General features: G+C 68.3%; 17 protein-coding genes. 3 read left to right on the top strand and 14 right to left on the bottom strand.

All coding sequences use genetic code 11. From position 1 onward, the window contains the following. Positions 1 to 49: 49 nt before the first annotated feature. The 5 genes from metW to argB form a co-directional block, all read right to left on the bottom strand. Positions 50 to 658, bottom strand: coding sequence for a methionine biosynthesis protein MetW (gene metW, locus GQ57_RS30205; RefSeq protein ID WP_031399676.1), 609 nt, complete (start codon positions 656 to 658; stop codon positions 50 to 52). After that, entirely contained in the window at positions 655 to 1800 is a 1146-nt protein-coding gene (gene metX / locus GQ57_RS30200) for a homoserine O-succinyltransferase MetX (protein WP_031399677.1), read from the bottom strand. Before metX ends, metW begins: the two co-directional genes overlap by 4 nt. A 319-nt stretch (positions 1801 to 2119) precedes the next feature. Next, positions 2120 to 2785 (bottom strand): nucleoid occlusion factor SlmA, encoded by a 666-nt coding sequence (slmA, locus tag GQ57_RS30195; RefSeq protein ID WP_034199787.1) that lies wholly within the window; start codon positions 2783 to 2785, stop codon positions 2120 to 2122. Next, positions 2752 to 3543, bottom strand: coding sequence for a pyrimidine 5'-nucleotidase (locus tag GQ57_RS30190; RefSeq protein ID WP_034199786.1), 792 nt, complete (start codon positions 3541 to 3543; stop codon positions 2752 to 2754). Before GQ57_RS30190 ends, slmA begins: the two co-directional genes overlap by 34 nt. Continuing rightward, entirely contained in the window at positions 3540 to 4439 is a 900-nt protein-coding gene (argB, locus tag GQ57_RS30185) for an acetylglutamate kinase (protein ID WP_006490510.1), read from the bottom strand. Before argB ends, GQ57_RS30190 begins: the two co-directional genes overlap by 4 nt. Positions 4440 to 4722: 283 nt before the next feature. Here argB and GQ57_RS30180 point away from each other — a divergent pair, with 283 nt between their 5' ends. The 3 genes from GQ57_RS30180 to GQ57_RS30170 all read left to right on the top strand — a co-directional run bounded on the left by GQ57_RS30180 (position 4723) and on the right by GQ57_RS30170 (position 6988). Further along, positions 4723 to 4947, top strand: coding sequence for a cysteine-rich CWC family protein (locus GQ57_RS30180; RefSeq protein WP_031399680.1), 225 nt, complete (start codon positions 4723 to 4725; stop codon positions 4945 to 4947). Positions 4948 to 5040: 93 nt separating this feature from the next. Beyond that, complete coding sequence (locus GQ57_RS30175; protein ID WP_034199785.1) at positions 5041 to 6432, top strand: ATP-binding protein; 1392 nt, start codon at positions 5041 to 5043, stop codon at positions 6430 to 6432. Positions 6433 to 6445: 13 nt separating this feature from the next. Further along, positions 6446 to 6988: a response regulator transcription factor gene (locus GQ57_RS30170; RefSeq protein WP_031399682.1), complete on the top strand. Its 543-nt coding sequence runs from the start codon at positions 6446 to 6448 to the stop codon at positions 6986 to 6988. 12 nt (positions 6989 to 7000) lie between these two features. Here the strand turns inward: GQ57_RS30170 and GQ57_RS30165 are convergent, their stop codons facing one another. The 9 genes from GQ57_RS30165 to dapF form a co-directional block, all read right to left on the bottom strand. Beyond that, positions 7001 to 7366, bottom strand: coding sequence for a hypothetical protein (locus GQ57_RS30165; protein WP_034199784.1), 366 nt, complete (start codon positions 7364 to 7366; stop codon positions 7001 to 7003). Positions 7367 to 7562: 196 nt separating this feature from the next. Continuing rightward, the gene (hslU, locus tag GQ57_RS30160) at positions 7563 to 8906 is read right to left on the bottom strand and encodes an ATP-dependent protease ATPase subunit HslU (RefSeq protein ID WP_031399684.1); all 1344 of its coding nucleotides are present in this window, start codon (positions 8904 to 8906) and stop codon (positions 7563 to 7565) included. Between the two features lie 10 nt (positions 8907 to 8916). Further along, positions 8917 to 9453 (bottom strand): ATP-dependent protease subunit HslV, encoded by a 537-nt coding sequence (gene hslV / locus GQ57_RS30155; RefSeq protein WP_031399685.1) that lies wholly within the window; start codon positions 9451 to 9453, stop codon positions 8917 to 8919. A gap of 242 nt (positions 9454 to 9695) precedes the next feature. After that, complete coding sequence (gene dksA / locus GQ57_RS30150; protein WP_006477498.1) at positions 9696 to 10112, bottom strand: RNA polymerase-binding protein DksA; 417 nt, start codon at positions 10110 to 10112, stop codon at positions 9696 to 9698. A gap of 485 nt (positions 10113 to 10597) precedes the next feature. After that, positions 10598 to 11773: a CobW family GTP-binding protein gene (locus GQ57_RS30145; protein WP_174923200.1), complete on the bottom strand. Its 1176-nt coding sequence runs from the start codon at positions 11771 to 11773 to the stop codon at positions 10598 to 10600. A 103-nt stretch (positions 11774 to 11876) separates the two neighbouring features. Further along, positions 11877 to 13091: a class I SAM-dependent rRNA methyltransferase gene (locus tag GQ57_RS30140; RefSeq protein ID WP_034199783.1), complete on the bottom strand. Its 1215-nt coding sequence runs from the start codon at positions 13089 to 13091 to the stop codon at positions 11877 to 11879. Between the two features lie 76 nt (positions 13092 to 13167). After that, positions 13168 to 14088: a tyrosine recombinase XerC gene (gene xerC, locus GQ57_RS30135; RefSeq protein ID WP_031399688.1), complete on the bottom strand. Its 921-nt coding sequence runs from the start codon at positions 14086 to 14088 to the stop codon at positions 13168 to 13170. A 14-nt stretch (positions 14089 to 14102) separates the two neighbouring features. Further along, positions 14103 to 14831 (bottom strand): DUF484 family protein, encoded by a 729-nt coding sequence (locus tag GQ57_RS30130; protein WP_031399689.1) that lies wholly within the window; start codon positions 14829 to 14831, stop codon positions 14103 to 14105. A gap of 37 nt (positions 14832 to 14868) precedes the next feature. Then, on the bottom strand, positions 14869 to 15738 hold the full coding sequence (dapF, locus tag GQ57_RS30125; protein ID WP_031399690.1) for a diaminopimelate epimerase: 870 nt from the start codon (positions 15736 to 15738) through the stop codon (positions 14869 to 14871). Between the last annotated feature and the right edge of the window lie 294 nt (positions 15739 to 16032).

The following is a 16032-nucleotide window of genomic DNA, read 5'->3' as shown; positions in this document are numbered from 1 at the left end:
GCGGCCGCTTGCGCGTGCGAAACGGAGCTTCCGTCGACGGCTCTCCGGCTCAGCTGCGCTTGACGCGGTAGACAGCAAGACTACCACGCCAGTTCGCTCCCCACCGAATCGGCTGGCCTTCGTGCAGCACGATGCGGTCGAGGATCGTCACGCCGACTTCCGGCGCGAGCGCCTCGAAATCCTTGATCGTCAGCACCCGCACGTTCGGCGTGTTGTGCCACTGGTACGGCAGCGACTTCGACACCGGCATGCGGCCGCGCAGCACCGACAGCCGGTGCGCCCAGTAGCCGAAGTTCGGGAACGACACGATGCATTCGCGCCCGACCCGCGCGGTTTCGCGCAGGATCGCGGCCGTCTGGTGGATCGTCTGCAGCGTCTGCGACAGGATCGCGAAATCGAAGCTGTGGTCCTCGAACAGGCGCAGCCCGTCCTCCAGGTTCTGCTGGATCACGTTGATGCCGTTCTTCGTGCTCGCGAGCACGCCCGCATCGTTCAGTTCGATGCCGTAGCCGGTGACGTCCAGCTCCTCCATCAGCAGCGACAGCAGCGAGCCGTCGCCGCAGCCGAGATCGAGCACGGTGCCGCGCGGCTCGACCCAGCGGGCGATCGCGCGGAAGTCCGCGCGTGCGGACAGGGAATTCAGCGCTTGCTGGTTCATGCGCCCACCTCGTTGGCGATTCGTTCGTAATAGGCGCGAATCAGGTTGTGATAGCGCGCGTCGTCGAGCAGGAACGCGTCGTGGCCGTGCGGCGCGTCGATTTCCGCGTAGCTGACCGTGCGCTTGTTGTCGAGCAGCGCCTTCACGATCTCGCGCGAACGCGCGGGCGCGAAACGCCAGTCGGTCGTGAAGCTCGCGATCAGGTACTTCGCCTGGGTGTGCGCGAGCGCGGCCGTCAGGTTGCCGTCGAACGCCTTCGCCGGATCGAAGTAGTCGAGCGCGCGCGTGATCAGCAGGTAAGTGTTCGCGTCGAAGTAGTCGGCGAACTTGTCGCCCTGGTAGCGCAGGTACGACTCGACCTCGAATTCGACGTCGAAGCTGAAGTTGTACGCGTCGAGCGCGCCGTCGGCGCGGCGCAGCGCGCGGCCGAATTTCTCGGCCATGTCGTCGTCGGACAGGTAGGTGATGTGGCCGATCATCCGCGCGACGCGCAAGCCCCGCTTCGGCTTCACGCCGTGCGCGTAGTAGTCGCCGCCGTGGAAGTCGGGATCGGACAGGATCGCCGAGCGCGCGACCTCGTTGAACGCGATGTTCTGCGCGGACAGTTTCGGCGTCGATGCGACGTCGATGCAGTGCGCGACGCGCTCCGGATACATCAGGCTCCACGCGAGCGCCTGCATGCCGCCGAGGCTGCCGCCCATCACCGCGGCGAAGCGTTCGATGCCGAACGCGTCGGCGACGCGCGCCTGCGCGTGCACCCAGTCCTCGACGGTCACGACCGGAAAGCGTGCGCCGTACGGCTTGCCGGTCGACGGATCGGTGCTCATCGGGCCGGTCGAGCCGAAGCACGAGCCGAGGTTGTTCACGCCGATCACGAAGAAGCGGTTGGTGTCGAGGGGCTTGCCGGGCCCGACCATGTTGTCCCACCAGCCGGTGCTGCGCGGATCGTCCGCGTAGACGCCGGCGACGTGATGCGACGCGTTGAGCGCGTGGCAGACGAGCACCGCGTTCGAGCGCGCGGCGTTGAGTTCGCCGTAGGTCTCGACGACGAGCTGATAGTTGCCGATCACGCTGCCGCTTTGCAAGCGCAGCGGTTCGGCGAAGTGCATGGTCTGTGGAGCGACGATGCCGATCGATTCCATTCGTTCCGCCTTATGCCTTATGACTGGGCGGCTAAATGGTGTCGGCGAGGCGCGGAGTCGGAGATGCGCGGCTGACGACCTCTTTAGCCGCATTTGTAGTGAACCGCCGGGACAACGACGAATCGGTGCCCGGCCGGTTCGCGCGCCCGCAATCGAGTCAGCAAATCGGCGCGCTTCCGACCTGTCGCCAAGGGGCGACGGTCGGCAAAGTATAGCGGAAATCCTTCCGGGGCGGATTGCCGCGGGCGGGCGCGTCCGGCCATGGCGGCGCGCGCGGCGCAGCGGCCGCCGCGTCGCGAGCGTGCGCGTCACGCGCAGGTCACTGCAGGATCAACCGCAAATGCGCATCGGCCTGCTCGCCGGGGGGCTTCTGGAACCCGCCCTTCGCGAAGCGGTGCCACCGGCCGATCACGTAGCTGACGAGCAGGCTCGCGCGCGCGGCCGGATCGTAGTCGGCCGGCAGCACGAGCGGCGCCGCGCCGTCCTGCGGCGCGTCCGCCTCGGTGCGCGCGACCCGCAGGCATTGCTTGACGGTCGCCTCGATGCGGTCGAGCAGCTGGTTCACGCGTTCGGCGAGCCGCTCGTCCTCGCCGACCAGCGCCTCGCCGGTCAGCACGCGGGTCATGCCGGGGTTCTTCGCGGCGAAATTGAGCATCGTCAGCGCGATCGTGCGCGCCTGTTGCACGCCGTTCGGCTCCTTCGCGACGATCTGGTTGACGAGGCCGAACAGCGCCTGCTCGATGAACTCGATCAGGCCTTCGTACATCTTGGCCTTGCTGGTGAAATGCCGGTACAGCGCGGCTTCCGATACCTCGAGCCGGGCCGCGAGCGCGGCGGTCGTGATCTTCTCGGGTTTCGGCGCCTCGAGCATCGCGGCGAGCGTCTGCAGGATCATCACGCGCCGCTCGCCCGGCTTCGGGCGCCGGCGGGACGGTGTGGCCTGGTCTTCCGTTACGGCTGGGTCCTGCGGGTAAGTCGGCTGCATTTCTGTCGCCCCGATCGTGTGCCCTGTCGCAGCGATTTTAGCGAACGAATGCGCTGGTCGACATAAAGCGGGCGTCCGGTGCCCGGCAGATGGCCGGGCAGGTGGCCGGTGATCCACACCGTGCCGATGCCGAGGCGCTTGTAGCGCTTCAGGTGGCCGAGCGTATCCTCGACGAGGATCGCGTCGGCGAGCCGCGCATGCACGGCGCGCAGCGTCCGGCGCAGCATCGTGTGATCGGGCTTCGCGCGCCACGTGCGGCGGTCGCGCATGTGCTCGATCGCGATCACGCGTTCGAACAGCCGTTCGATGCGCAGCTCGCGCAGCACCGCGCGCGCGTAGTTCTCCGGCGCATTGGTCAGCACGAACTTGCGGCCCGGCAGCGCGGCGATGATGTGCGCGAGACCGCGCTCGGCGCGTACCATCGCGGGCAGATCGGCGAACGTGTGGACCACGCGCAGGAAGTCGTGCGGATCGATCGGGTGATGGCGGGTGAGGCCGAGGAGCGCGGCGCCGTAGCGCTGCGTGTAGCCGGTGCGCAGGCGGTCGGCCTCGGCGCGCTCGACCTGCAGCGCGTCGATGATGTACTGCGTCATCGCGCGGTTGATCTCCGGAAAGATCGCGTGCGATGCGTGGTGCAGCGTGTTGTCGAGATCGAACAGCCAGACGGGCGAGCCGGCGCGCGGCCGGCTGCGGGAGATGCGCCGGCGTCGCAGCGACGCCGGCAGGTCGGGGCGGGTGGAGGTGCGGCGCGCGCTCAATGCGAGCGGATCATCGTGCCGAACGGCTGCTCGGTCAGGATTTCCAGCAGCACCGAATGCTCGATGCGGCCGTCGACGATATGCACCGACTTCACGCCGCTCTTCGCCGCGTCGAGCGCCGACGAGATCTTCGGCAGCATGCCGCCCGAGATCGTGCCGTCCTCGAACAGCGCGTCGATCTCGCGCGCGGACAGGTCGGTCAGCAGGTTGCCGTCCTTGTCCATCACGCCCGGGATGTTGGTCATCATCAGCAGCTTCTCGGCGTTCAGCACCGTGGCGAGCTTGCCCGCGACCAGGTCGGCATTGATGTTGTACGAGAGGCCGTCTTCGCCGAAGCCGATCGGCGAGATCACCGGGATGAACGCGTCGTCCTGCAGCGCCTTCACAACCGCCGGGTTGATCGCCTCGACCTCGCCGACCTGGCCGATGTCGATGTACTGGCCCGGGTTGTCGCGGTCCGGCATCAGCAGCTTGCGCGCGTGGATCAGGCCGCCGTCCTTGCCCGTCAGGCCCACCGCGTGGCCGCCGAAGTGGTTGATCAGCATCACGATGTCCTGCTGCACTTCGCCGCCCAGCACCCACTCGACGACTTCCATCGTCTCTTCGTCGGTGACGCGCATGCCCTGGATGAAGGTGCCGGCCTTGCCGATCTTCTTCAGCGCATGATCGATCTGCGGACCGCCGCCGTGGACGATCACCGGGTTGATGCCGACCAGTTTCAGCAGGATCACGTCGCGCGCGAAGCCTTGCTTGAGCCGCTCTTCCGTCATCGCGTTGCCGCCGTATTTGATGACCACGGTCTTGCCGTGGTAGCGGCGGATATACGGCAGCGCCTCGGCGAGGATTTCTGCTTTCAGCGTGGGGGCGATCTGCGAGAGGTCGATGGGCTCGGACATGGCGGCGGCTCTGGCTGGGAACGGTTGAAACACGGCGAATTGTACAGGAGTGGCGCAGCGCAGCATCGGGTTTTTGGACGGGCCGGAACACCGTCGGCGACGGGTGGGCGCGGCGCGCGGCGGCCCGCCGGCTATGGCGCGGCGCGATGCGGGCGGCGGTGCGCCGGACCGTCGGCGGGGCGGTTCGCGGCCCGCATCGGCCGGACGGCGGGCGTGCAAATTCCGTGTGCCGCGCTATGCTTGTCGCGTGGGGCGACTTCCCGCCCGCTTCCGCGATTGCGCCATGACCGATTCCGCCGTCGACGCCCGTCCCGCTCCGCGCCGTGCGCGCTGCCCGCACTGCGGGCGCGGCTTCGACTGCGGCGCCCGCACGCAGCCGTTCGACTGCTGGTGCGCGTCGATGCCGGCGCTGCCCGGCGGCGTGCCGCCGGCCGCCGGCGCGCGCTGCCGCTGCCCCGAATGCCTGGCCGACGAGATCGCCCAGCGGATGGCCGGCGCGGCCGGCTGACGGCGGCTGCCGGCGCCGCGCCGCGGGCCGGTTCGCGGCGCTTCGATCCGTCCCCGCTAGGGGCGTTGCCCGCTAAACGGGTAAACTGCCCGGATGCAACGAATCACCACCACCGGGCGCGTCAACCTCAGTCACCTGTTCTGGCTCCGCAATCTCGCGATCATCGGCCAGCTCGTGACGATCGGCGTCGTACAGACCTATTTCGGCGTGCATCTGCCGTTGCCGGCGATGCTGATGGTCATCGCGCTCGAAATCGTTTTCAACGCGCTGACCTGGGTGCGCGTGCTGCGCGCGCGGCCCGAGACCAATTTCGAGCTGCTCGGCCAGCTGTGGGTCGACCTCGGCGCGCTGTCCGCGCTGCTGTTCCTGTCGGGCGGCACGACCAATCCGTTCGTGTCGCTGTACCTGCCTTCGCTCGCGATCGCGGCCGCCGTGCTGCCATGGCACCTGATGATCTGGCTCGCGGCGTTCGCGGTCGCCTGCTACGCGGCGCTCGGCTTCGATTCGGTGCCGCTCAACCTGGACAATCCCGCGAACCTGTTCGACTACTACCGCACCGGGATGTGGGCGAACTTCATGGTCAGCGTCGGGCTGATCGCATGGTTCGTCGCACGCATGTCGAACGCGCTGCGCCAGCGCGACGCGGCGCTCGGCGCGGCCCAGCAACACCTGCTGCGCGACGAGCGCGCGGTCGCGCTCGGCGTGCAGGCCGCCACCGTCGCGCACGAGATGGGCACGCCGCTGTCGACGATCGCGATGCTCGCCGAGGAGCTGCGCGATGCGGCGCGCGCCGATCCGGGGCTGGCTCGCTACGAGGCCGACCTGAAGGTGCTCGAGGAGCAGATGACGCTCTGCACGTCCGCGCTCGCACGCCTGCGCAGCCGCGCGAGCGCACCCGCCAGCCGCCAGCCGGTCGACGACTGGCTCGACACGTTCGTCGAGCACTGGCGCCTGCGGCATCCTCACGTGCAGTTCGAGCTGCTCGGCGCGCGACCGGCGGGCGTCGCGCTCGACGACACGGTCGCGGCCGGCCAGATCCTGACGATCCTGCTCGACAATGCGGCGCGGGCGAGCCCGCAGCGCGTGACGCTGGCCGCGAAGGTCGCGCACGGCGGCGCGGCCGACGAGATTGAATTCGAGGTATGCGACGACGGGCCCGGCATTCCGGCCGCGCTGCGCGAATCGCTCGGCGCGATGCCGGTCGACAGCACGCAGGGCGGGCACGGGGTCGGCCTGTATCTCGCGTTCAGCGCGGCCGCGCGGCTCGGCGGCGAAATCGAACTGTCCGATGTCGCGCCGCGCGCCGCGGGCGGCAACGGACGCAGTGCGGCGAACGGTCACGCCCCGGCGGGATCGGGCCCCCGCACGGGGCCGCACGCGGCCGGCACGCCGGACAGCCGTGCGGCCGCCGCGCGCGGCACGCGCGCCGTGCTGCGCCTGCCGGTCGTGCGCGTCGCGGCGCCGGCCGCCTCAACCAACACGTAGACGGAGAAACCACATGAGCGAGAACAATTTCCTGGTGATCGACGACAACGAGGTGTTCGCGGGCACGCTCGCGCGCGGCCTCGAGCGCCGCGGTTACGCGGTCCAGCAGGCGCACGACAAGGAGACGGCGCTCAGGCTCGCGGCCGGCGGCAAGTTCCAGTTCATCACGGTCGACCTGCACCTGGGCGAGGATTCGGGCCTGAGCCTGATCGCGCCGCTGTGCGACCTGCAGCCCGATGCGCGGATCCTGGTGCTGACCGGCTACGCGAGCATCGCGACCGCCGTGCAGGCCGTGAAGGAAGGCGCCGACAACTATCTCGCGAAACCCGCGAACGTCGAGTCGATCCTGGCCGCGCTGCAGACCAACGCGACCGAGGTGCAGGCCGACGAAGCGCTCGAGAATCCGGTGGTGCTGTCGGTCGACCGGCTCGAATGGGAGCACATCCAGCGCGTATTGTCCGAGAACAACAACAACATCTCGGCAACCGCGCGCGCGCTGAACATGCACCGCCGCACGCTGCAGCGCAAGCTCGCGAAGAAGCCGGTCCGGCAGTAAGTGGCGGGCGGCTCAGGCGGCCGGGAGGCGGTCGCGCGCGAGCCGCGCGGCGATTTCCGGCTTGAGCTGGAGCGTCATCAGCGCGGTTTCGATCGCGTAGCCGACGTGCACGGCGATCACGCCGCACACCGCGCCCGCCAGGCCGGACAGGGCCGACGCGGACAGCATCCCGCGCATCGCGAACGAGATGCCGGCGAACACCGGCAGTATCAGCAGCGTGGCGCCGGCGAGCGAGCCCAGCAACGCCAGCGACAGCGCGACGTAGTAGCGGCGGCGCGAGTCGCGCCGGATCCGCAGGAAGATCCAGCGGAGGTCGGCGCGCGTCAGCGACCGCAATTCCGGCACGACACGGCCGGCGATGGAAGGGTAGACGATCATCGTCGAGAGCGACCCGGTGACGGCAGGCCGGCGAACCGGCGGGCGGGCGAACGATGCGCCCGGCAGACGTCATGATAGGTCGCGATCCGGATGCCGGCCAGAGGGCGGCTTCGCATGCGCGCGTCGCGCAAACGAAAACGGGCGGCCCCGAACAAGGAACCGCCCGTTCCGCAGCCGGCAACGCGTGCCGCGCGCGTTACAGCACGTAGCGCGACAGGTCTTCGTCCTGCGACACTTCGCCGAGTGCGCGGTCGACATACTGCGCGTCGATCGTCACGCGCTCGCCGGCGTGGTTGCCGGCCGAGAACGACACTTCCTCGAGCAGCTTCTCGATCACCGTGTACAGCCGGCGCGCGCCGATGTTCTCGGTTTTCTCGTTGACCGCGAACGCGATCTCCGCCAGCCGGCGGATGCCGTCGTCGGCGAATTCGAGCTGCACGTCCTCGGTCGCGAGCAGCGCCTGGTACTGCTTGACGAGGCTCGCATCGGTCGCGACGAGGATCGCCTCGAAATCGTTCACCGACAGCGAATCGAGCTCGACGCGGATCGGGAAGCGGCCCTGCAGTTCCGGAATCAGGTCGCTCGGCTTCGCGAGGTGGAACGCGCCGCTCGCGATGAAGAGGATGTGATCGGTCTTCACCATCCCGTACTTCGTGTTGACCGTCGTGCCTTCGACGAGCGGCAGCAGGTCGCGCTGCACACCCTGGCGTGACACTTCGCCGCCGCTGCCTTCGTTGTTGCGCGACGTGATCTTGTCGATCTCGTCGAGGAACACGATGCCGTTCTGCTCGACGTTCTGCACGGCCTTCGTCTTCACTTCCTCGTCGTTCAGCATCTTCGCCGCTTCCTCGTCGGTCAGCAGCTTCAGCGCTTCCTTGATCTTCACCTTGCGGCGTTGCTTCTTGCCGCTGCCGAGGTTCGAGAACATCGAGCGGATCTGCTCGGTCATCTCTTCCATCCCCGGCGGCGCCATGATGTCCATGCCGGCCGACGGCTGCTCGAGGTCGAGTTCGACTTCCTTGTCGTCGAGCTGGCCTTCGCGCAGGCGCTTGCGGAACGTCTGGCGCGTCGCGTTGTTGTCGTCGTTCGCGTGCTCGGCGTTGCCGCCGAAGCCCACCGCGCGCGGCTGCGGCAGCAGGATGTCGAGGATGCGGTCTTCCGCCTGGTCGGTCGCCTTGCTGCGCACCTTGCGCATCTCGGTCTCGCGCGTCTGCTTGACCGAGATCTCGATCAGGTCGCGCACGATGCTGTCGACGTCGCGGCCGACGTAGCCGACTTCGGTGAACTTGGTCGCTTCGATCTTGATGAACGGCGCGTCGGCGAGCTTCGCGAGGCGGCGCGCGATTTCGGTCTTGCCGACGCCCGTCGGCCCGATCATCAGGATGTTCTTAGGCGTGATTTCCTGGCGCAGCGGATCGGCGACCTGCTGGCGGCGCCAGCGGTTGCGCAGCGCGACCGCGACGGCCTTCTTCGCCTTCGCCTGGCCGATGATGTGCTTGTCGAGTTCCGAGACGATCTCGGCAGGGGTCATGGTGCTCATGGTGCTGTCCTTACTCGATCGTTTCGATGATGCGGTTGTGGTTCGTATAGATGCACATGTCGCCGGCGATTTCGAGCGACTTCTCCACGATCTCGCGCGGCGACAGATCGGTGTTCTCCGCGAGCGCGCGGGCCGCGGCCTGCGCATACGCGCCGCCCGAGCCGATCGCGCAGATGCCTTCCTCGGGGTCGAGCACGTCGCCGTTGCCGGTGATCACGAGCGTGGTGGTCGCATCGGCCGTGATCAGCATCGCCTCGAGGCGACGCAGCATCCGGTCGGTGCGCCAGTCCTTCGCGAGCTCGACGGCCGCACGGGTCAGGTTGCCCTGGTGCTTCTCGAGCTTCGCCTCGAAGCGGTCGAGCAGCGAGAACGCATCGGCGGTGCCGCCCGCGAATCCGACCAGCACCTGGTTGTTGTAGATCCGCCGCACTTTCCGCGCGCCACCCTTCATGACGATGTTGCCGAGGGTTACCTGGCCGTCGCCGCCGAGCGCGACCTTGTCGCCGCGCCGGACCGAAACGATGGTCGTGCCGTGAAATTGCTCCATCTGCGTTCCTTGAGAAAAACGGGGAAGAGTCGGGCGGCGCGAGGCGCCGCCGCGTAAAGCGCAGTGCGCCGGGAAGCGGCCCGGCGCGCGTCCGTTTCATTTTAGGGCGGGCGCCGGGATATCAAGAGGCGGGCGGCAAATCGGCGGGCCGGCACACCGGGAACCGGTGCCGGAAAAACAAAAAGCGCGCGGCAGGCCGCGCGCTTTCGGGAAGCAGCGTGTCGGAGCGGAACGCCGCTCGATCAGTCGCCGAACAGCTTCTGGCGCAACTCGCGGCGCTCCTGCGCCTCGAGCGACAGCGTGGCGGTCGGACGGGCGAGCAGCCGCGGAATGCCGATCGGCTCGCCGGTTTCCTCGCACCAGCCGTAATCGCCGGAATCGATGCGGGCGAGCGACTGCTGAACCTTCTTGAGGAGCTTGCGTTCGCGATCGCGCGTACGCAGCTCGAGCGCGTGCTCTTCCTCGATCGTCGCGCGATCGGCGGGATCGGGCACGATCACCGTCTCGCGCAGGTTCTCGGTCGTCTGGCCTGCATTCTTGAGGATGTCCGCCTGCAACTGTTCGAGCCGATTTTTGAAGAAGGCGAGCTGATCCTCATTCATGTAATCCTTGTCGCTCATCTTCAGGATTTCGGCTTCGGTCAAGAGTTTCTTCGTCATCTGCTTGCTTCTTCAATGTGCGGCAAATCGACAGATATTGCCTGCACTTTGGGATTACCCGCAACCGCGCTTGCAATCATTTGCGATTTGCCGCCGCGGGGCCGAAAGCCTCTGGAAAACCGGTTCTCAAATACCAGGATAGGCCTGGCGCGGAGTTGCGCGCGCTGCGAACCGGTGTGCTGCGCGGCACTTCGCATCGGCCGTGGCCGGGAGGCGGATTGGCGATCCGGCGCGGTTGCGATGCCCGGAAAACTGGTTCAGCAAGAACCGGGCCTATTTGTTGCCGTACTCCAGCGGGCACGTATTGTAACTGAATCGCAAGTGGGCGCCGTATCGGGTCGATCCCCGTCGGCTGCGCCAATATCTAGAAAATATAACGCGCAAATCGCGAAAAAGCGATGACGGCGAAACCCTGCCCGGAAAGGGCGCCGCGCGCCCGCCGCAGCCGCCTGGAATGACGGTCGTGCAACGGGCGCCCGGATGCGTCAGGCGAGGCAGGCGTCCAGGCCGTCGGTGATCAGGTCCTGCGGCAGGTCGACGCCGATGAACACCATCTTGCTGGTCTTCTTCTCGATCGGCAGCCACTTCGCGGCGAGGTCGCTGCCCATCATCTGGTGCACGCCCTGGAACACGACCTTGCGGTCGACGCCCTTCATGAACAGCACGCCCTTGTAGCGCAGCATCCGCTCGCCGTAGATCTGCAGGATGCCGCCGAGGAAGTCTTCCAGCTTGTTCGGGTCGAACGGGCGGTCGTTGCGGTACACGAACGACTTGATCTTGTCGTCGTGGTGCGCGTGGTGGTGATGGTGGTGGCCGTGGTCGTGATCGTGCGCGCATTGGCCGTGATCGTGGTCGCAATTCGCGTGATCGTGATCATGGCCGTGATCGTGGTGGTGGTGCGCGTGGTCGTCCTCGGCGAGGAAGTCGGGGTCGATCTCGAGCTTCGCGTTCAGGTTGAAGCCGCGCAGGTCGAAGATTTCCTTGATGTCCGCTTCGCCGAAGTTCACGACCCTGACCGCGGCCTTCGGGTTCATGTGCAGCAGCCGGTGCTTGAGGCCGGCGACGGTCTGGTCGTCGACGAGATCCGATTTCGTGATGAACAGGCGGTCGGCGAACCCGACCTGGCGCTGCACGACCTCGTGCTCGTCGAGCTGCGCGTTCGCGTGCTTCGCGTCGACCAGCGTGATGATCGCGTCGAGCAGGAAATCGTCGGCGATCTCGCTGTCGATGAAGAAGGTTTGCGCGACGGGGCCGGGGTTCGCCAGGCCGGTGGTTTCGATCACGATGCGGTCGAAGTCGAGCTTGCCTTCGCGCTTCTTCGCGGCCAGGTCGCCGAGCGCGCGGGCGAGGTCGCCGCGGATCGTGCAGCAGATGCAGCCGTTGCTCATCTGGATGATCTGCTCGTTCGAATCCTGCACGAGGATTTCGTTGTCGATGTTCTCTTCGCCGAACTCGTTCTCGATCACGGCGATCTTCATGCCGTGCTGTTCGTTCAGGATGCGCTTGAGCAGCGTCGTCTTGCCGCTGCCGAGGAAGCCGGTAAGGATGGTGACGGGAGTGGCCATGTCGGTCGCCTGTGGTTCGTGAATCGGGGTCAAAACCAGGATGTGCGTCGCGCCCGGGCGTTGCCAGCCGGGGCGCACAACCATCCATTGAAACATACCTGTCAAGCCCCCGCCCGTCGTCCGAACGACGGGCGGGAGCGCGGATCCGCCGGGCGCGGAATGGCGTCCGGCGGACGGTTACGCGCGTAGATCGGGGCGATCAGACGATTTGCAACAGCAGGCCCTTCAGATATTCGCCTTCCGGGAACGCGGCGAGCAGCGGGTGATCGACGCCCGCGCCGAGCCGCTTCAGGATGCGCGCGTCGACCTTCGCGTCGGCGGCGGCGCCCGCGACGATCTTCTGGAACAGGTCCATGTCGATCGCGCCCGAGCACGAGTACGTGAACAGCAGGCCGCCCGGACGCAGCAGCTTGAAGCCGCTCAGGTTGATGTCCTTGTACGCGCGCGCCGCGCGGTCGACGCTGTCGCGGGTCGGCGCGAACTTCGGCGGGTCGAGCACGATCAGGTCGAAACGCTCGCCTTCGTCGACGAGGCGGCGCAGCGTCTTGAACGCGTCGGCGTCGAGCCAGGTCGCGCGGGCGGCGTCGAAGCCGTTGGCCACGACGTTCTGCTGCGCGAGCGCGAGCGCGTCGCCCGAAGAATCGATCGACACGACGCGCTTCGCGCCGCCCTTGAGCGCCGCGAGCGAGAAGCCGCCCGTGTAGCAGAAGCAGTTCAGCACGTCGCGGTCGGCCGCATACTGCGCGACGAGCGCGCGGTTGTCGCGCTGGTCGACGTAGAAGCCCGTCTTGTGGCCGTTCGGCACGTCGACGTGATAGCGCACGCCGTTTTCGTTCGAGATCAGCGTCGCCGGCGGCGCATCGCCGGCCAGCACGCCGGTCGTCTGTTCGAGCCCTTCCTTGTCGCGGATCGACACGTCCGAGCGCTCGTACACGTTCGGGCAGCCGGTCGCGCCGGTGAGCGCCGCGACGAGCGCGTCCTTCCACGCCTCGACGCCGGCGGCCATGAACTGGCAGACGAGCTGGCCGCGCGGCGCCGCGCCGGCTTCGGCGGTGTCCGCGACGTAGTAGTCGACGATCAGCCCCGGCAGCCCGTCGGCTTCGCCGAACACGAGCCGCACCGCGCCCGTGCCCGACACCATCGACGTGCGGTGCGCGACCGCGCGCTGCACTCGGCGCTTGAAGAACGCGTGGTCGATCGGCTCGTTCTCGTCGAAGCTCCAGACGCGCACGCGAATCTGCGACTGCGGGCTGTAGGCGCCGCGCGCGAGGAAGCGGCCGTCGTGCGCGCGCACGATCACGGTCGCGCCGGGCGCGGGCTTGCCGTCGACGCGGTCGATCGCATTGGCGTAGATCCACGGATGGCGGCGCAGCAGCGATTTTTCCTTGGACGGCTTGAGGGTGACGGTTTGCATGGTGAGATCGAAATGGGCCGTGCGCGAAGCGGACCGTTGCCGGTTGCCGCGCGCGGCGGGTAACACGGGAGGCGCGTCAGTCGCGCTTCTTCGCGCGCGGATGCGCGCTGTCGTAAATCTTCGCGAGATGCTGGAAGTCGAGCGACGTATAGACCTGCGTCGCGGAGACGCTCGCGTGGCCGAGCAGCTCCTGCACCGCGCGCAGGTCGCCGCTCGACTGCAGCACGTGCGTCGCGAACGAGTGGCGCAGCACGTGCGGATGGACGTTGGCGGGGATGCCCGCGGCGAGCGCAGCACGCTTCACGCGCTCGCGCACGACCCCGGGCGACATCCGGTTGCCGCGTACGGACACGAACAGCGGATGCGGGTCGTGCTTCACGAATTCGCCGCGCACCGCGAGCCACGCGTTCAGCGCATCGATCGCCTTGCGGCCGACCGGCACCTTGCGCTCCTTGTTGCCCTTGCCGCGCACGGTGACTTCGGCTTCGGCCAGATCGAGCCAGCCGGCCGAGCGGTAGCCGTCGGCCTGCGCGTACCCGACGTCGAGCCCGATCAGCTCGGCGAGGCGCAGCCCCGACGAATAGAACAACTCGAGGATCGCGTGATCGCGGATGCCTTCGGTCGTGCCGGCGAGCGGCGCGTCCATCAGCGCCGACGCATCGTCGACCGACAGCGCCTTCGGCAAGGTCTTCGCGCGTTTCGGCGCGCGCACCGCGGCAACCGGGTTCGCGGGCATCTCGACGCGCTGCGCGAGCCAGCGGTAGAACGCGCGCCATGCGGACAGCCGGTGCGAGATCGAGCGTGCCGACAGCCCGCCCGCATGCGCGCGCGCGACCGCGCCGCGCATGTCGGCGGCCGTCAGCGCGTCGAGCGGCCGGCCGGCCGCGAGCTTCTTCAGCTCGTCGAGCTCGTGCGCGTACCCGCGCAGCGTGTGCTCCGACAGCTGCCTGACGTGCTTCAGGTTCGACAGGTAGGCGGCGACCGGATCGTCTGTCATCGCGTGAACAGGACTCAGTGCGGCAGCAGGCGCGTGAGCGCGGCGCTTGCGAGCGTCGCGATCCGGGCGAGGAAATCGGTGGCCATCCCGTCGTGGAACCGGCGCGGATCGGGCGAGCCGAGCACCAGCAGGCCGAACGCCGGCGCGTCGCCATCGGCGCCGGCATTCGGCGCGCGCAGCGCGAGCAGCGCGACCGATGCGGCGGCGCCGTCGCCGGCCGGCGCGGCTTCCGCGCCTTCCGCCGCGTGCGCGGCCGAGGCGGCTGCGGGCGCGAGCCACTGCGCGGCCTCGAAGCCCGTGTTCGCGCCGCAGTACGGCGTCGACAGGCCGTTCGTGAACAGGCGCACTTCCTCGCCGACCTGGCGTGCGAAGTCGGCCTGCGAGTAGGTGTCGGCGACGTCCCACACGCGCAGCGCCGTCTGCGGCACGTCGAACACGTCGGCAATGCCGTCGGCGATCGTGCGCGGCAGCGCGTACGGATCGCGTTCCGCGATCACGCGCGCCGTCCAGCGGCTGAACTTCGCGGACAGGCCGTCGTTTTCGTGGCCGTAGCGCACGAGTTCGGCGAGCCGGCGCTCGAGATGCTTGTTCTTGTCGCGCAGCATCTCCATCTGCCGCTCCTGCAGCGAGATCGCGGCCTTGCCGTGCGGGTTCGCGAGGCGGACCGTCGCGAGCAGCTCGGCGTGCCGCGCGAAGAATTCGGGGTTGGCAAGCAGGTAGTCGGCGACTTCGCGATCGTTCATGTGGCTGGCGCGTTCAGTTATCGGTAACGTTGCAGGGTCAGGCGTTCAGGTCGATCTCGCCTTCGAACACGGTCGTGGCGGGCCCGGCCATCGTCAGCGCGGCGGCTTCGTCGCGCGCGCCGTCCCAGCCGATCGTCAGCGTGCCGCCGTGCGTGTGCACGGTCACGGGCGAATCGAGCAGGCCGCGCCGGATGCCGGCGGCGACGGCCGCGCAGGCGCCGGTGCCGCACGCGAGCGTCTCGCCCGCGCCGCGTTCGTACACGCGCAGCTTCACCTCGCTGCGCGACAGGATCTGCATGAAGCCGGCGTTCACGCGCTGCGGGAAGCGCGCGTGGCGCTCGATCAGCGGGCCTTCCTCCCGTACCGGATATGCGTCGGCGTCGTCGACGACCTGCACCGCGTGCGGGTTGCCCATCGACACCGTCGAGATCCAGCGCGTCGCGCCGCCGACGTCGAGCGGCCACAGCGTGTCGCGGCCCTCCGTGCGGCCGTCGAGGCCCGCCGCATCGAACGGCACCTGCGCCGGCGCGAACACCGGCGCGCCCATGTCGACCACCACTTCGCCGTTGTCCTGCAGCGTCAACGTGATCAGCCCCTTCATCACCTGCACGCGCACGCTGCGGCTGCCGGTGAGGCCGCGGTCGCTGACGAACTTCACGAAGCAGCGTGCGCCGTTGCCGCAGTGTTCGACCTCGCCGCCGTCGCAATTGAAGATGCGGTATTTGAAATCCGCGCCGTCGACGGTCGGCCGCTCGACGAGCAGCAACTGGTCGGCGCCGATGCCGAAGTGGCGGTTGGCGAGCGCGCGCACCTGCGCTTCGGTGAGCGGCGGCAACGCGCGCGAATAGCCGTCGAGCACGACGAAGTCGTTGCCCGCGCCGTGCATCTTGGTGAACGAGAGTTTCACTGGGTCCGGAATTCCATGGCGAACAAGGCGGCCAGCACGATGCGAACGGCCTGCGGCCGCGCCGGGCGGCCTCGTTCGTCATGCTGATCTCAACCGCAAATGATACATGCAGCCGACAGGGGCGTCCCGCGCGGGCCGGCGGGTCGCGTCGCCGGTGCAACTGCCGGCGGGGCCGGCGCCGGCCGCGCGGCGGGTTGCGCGGGGCCGCGGCGAGCAGATGGTTCGGCGCGGCGTGGCGGGCGATGGCGTCGCGCAACGGGGGAGGGCCGATCGGCGGCGCGTGCGGCAGAGCAG

Origin of the sequence: Burkholderia sp. MSh2 (genome assembly GCF_000731655.1) — a bacterium.
Taxonomy (GTDB): Bacteria; Pseudomonadota; Gammaproteobacteria; order Burkholderiales; family Burkholderiaceae; genus Burkholderia; species Burkholderia paludis.
The sequence above is the reverse complement of the archived record's forward strand: the minus strand, read 5'-3'. Positions and strand labels throughout refer to the sequence as shown.

What these genes read in the sequence shown, in the direction of transcription:
- metW (WP_031399676.1), bottom strand. Translation starts at nt 658, where the DNA reads ATGAACCAGCAAGCGCTGAATTCCCTGTCCGCACGCGCGGACTTCCGC.
- GQ57_RS30145 (WP_174923200.1), bottom strand. Translation starts at nt 11,773, where the DNA reads ATGTTTCAATGGATGGTTGTGCGCCCCGGCTGGCAACGCCCGGGCGCG.
- argB (WP_006490510.1), bottom strand. Translation starts at nt 4,439, where the DNA reads ATGTCCGAGCCCATCGACCTCTCGCAGATCGCCCCCACGCTGAAAGCA.
- GQ57_RS30130 (WP_031399689.1), bottom strand. Translation starts at nt 14,831, where the DNA reads ATGAACGATCGCGAAGTCGCCGACTACCTGCTTGCCAACCCCGAATTC.
- dksA (WP_006477498.1), bottom strand. Translation starts at nt 10,112, where the DNA reads ATGACGAAGAAACTCTTGACCGAAGCCGAAATCCTGAAGATGAGCGAC.
- GQ57_RS30140 (WP_034199783.1), bottom strand. Translation starts at nt 13,091, where the DNA reads ATGCAAACCGTCACCCTCAAGCCGTCCAAGGAAAAATCGCTGCTGCGC.
- xerC (WP_031399688.1), bottom strand. Translation starts at nt 14,088, where the DNA reads ATGACAGACGATCCGGTCGCCGCCTACCTGTCGAACCTGAAGCACGTC.
- GQ57_RS30170 (WP_031399682.1), top strand. Translation starts at nt 6,446, where the DNA reads ATGAGCGAGAACAATTTCCTGGTGATCGACGACAACGAGGTGTTCGCG.
- GQ57_RS30180 (WP_031399680.1), top strand. Translation starts at nt 4,723, where the DNA reads ATGACCGATTCCGCCGTCGACGCCCGTCCCGCTCCGCGCCGTGCGCGC.
- hslU (WP_031399684.1), bottom strand. Translation starts at nt 8,906, where the DNA reads ATGAGCACCATGACCCCTGCCGAGATCGTCTCGGAACTCGACAAGCAC.
- hslV (WP_031399685.1), bottom strand. Translation starts at nt 9,453, where the DNA reads ATGGAGCAATTTCACGGCACGACCATCGTTTCGGTCCGGCGCGGCGAC.
- metX (WP_031399677.1), bottom strand. Translation starts at nt 1,800, where the DNA reads ATGGAATCGATCGGCATCGTCGCTCCACAGACCATGCACTTCGCCGAA.
- GQ57_RS30165 (WP_034199784.1), bottom strand. Translation starts at nt 7,366, where the DNA reads ATGATCGTCTACCCTTCCATCGCCGGCCGTGTCGTGCCGGAATTGCGG.
- slmA (WP_034199787.1), bottom strand. Translation starts at nt 2,785, where the DNA reads ATGCAGCCGACTTACCCGCAGGACCCAGCCGTAACGGAAGACCAGGCC.
- GQ57_RS30175 (WP_034199785.1), top strand. Translation starts at nt 5,041, where the DNA reads ATGCAACGAATCACCACCACCGGGCGCGTCAACCTCAGTCACCTGTTC.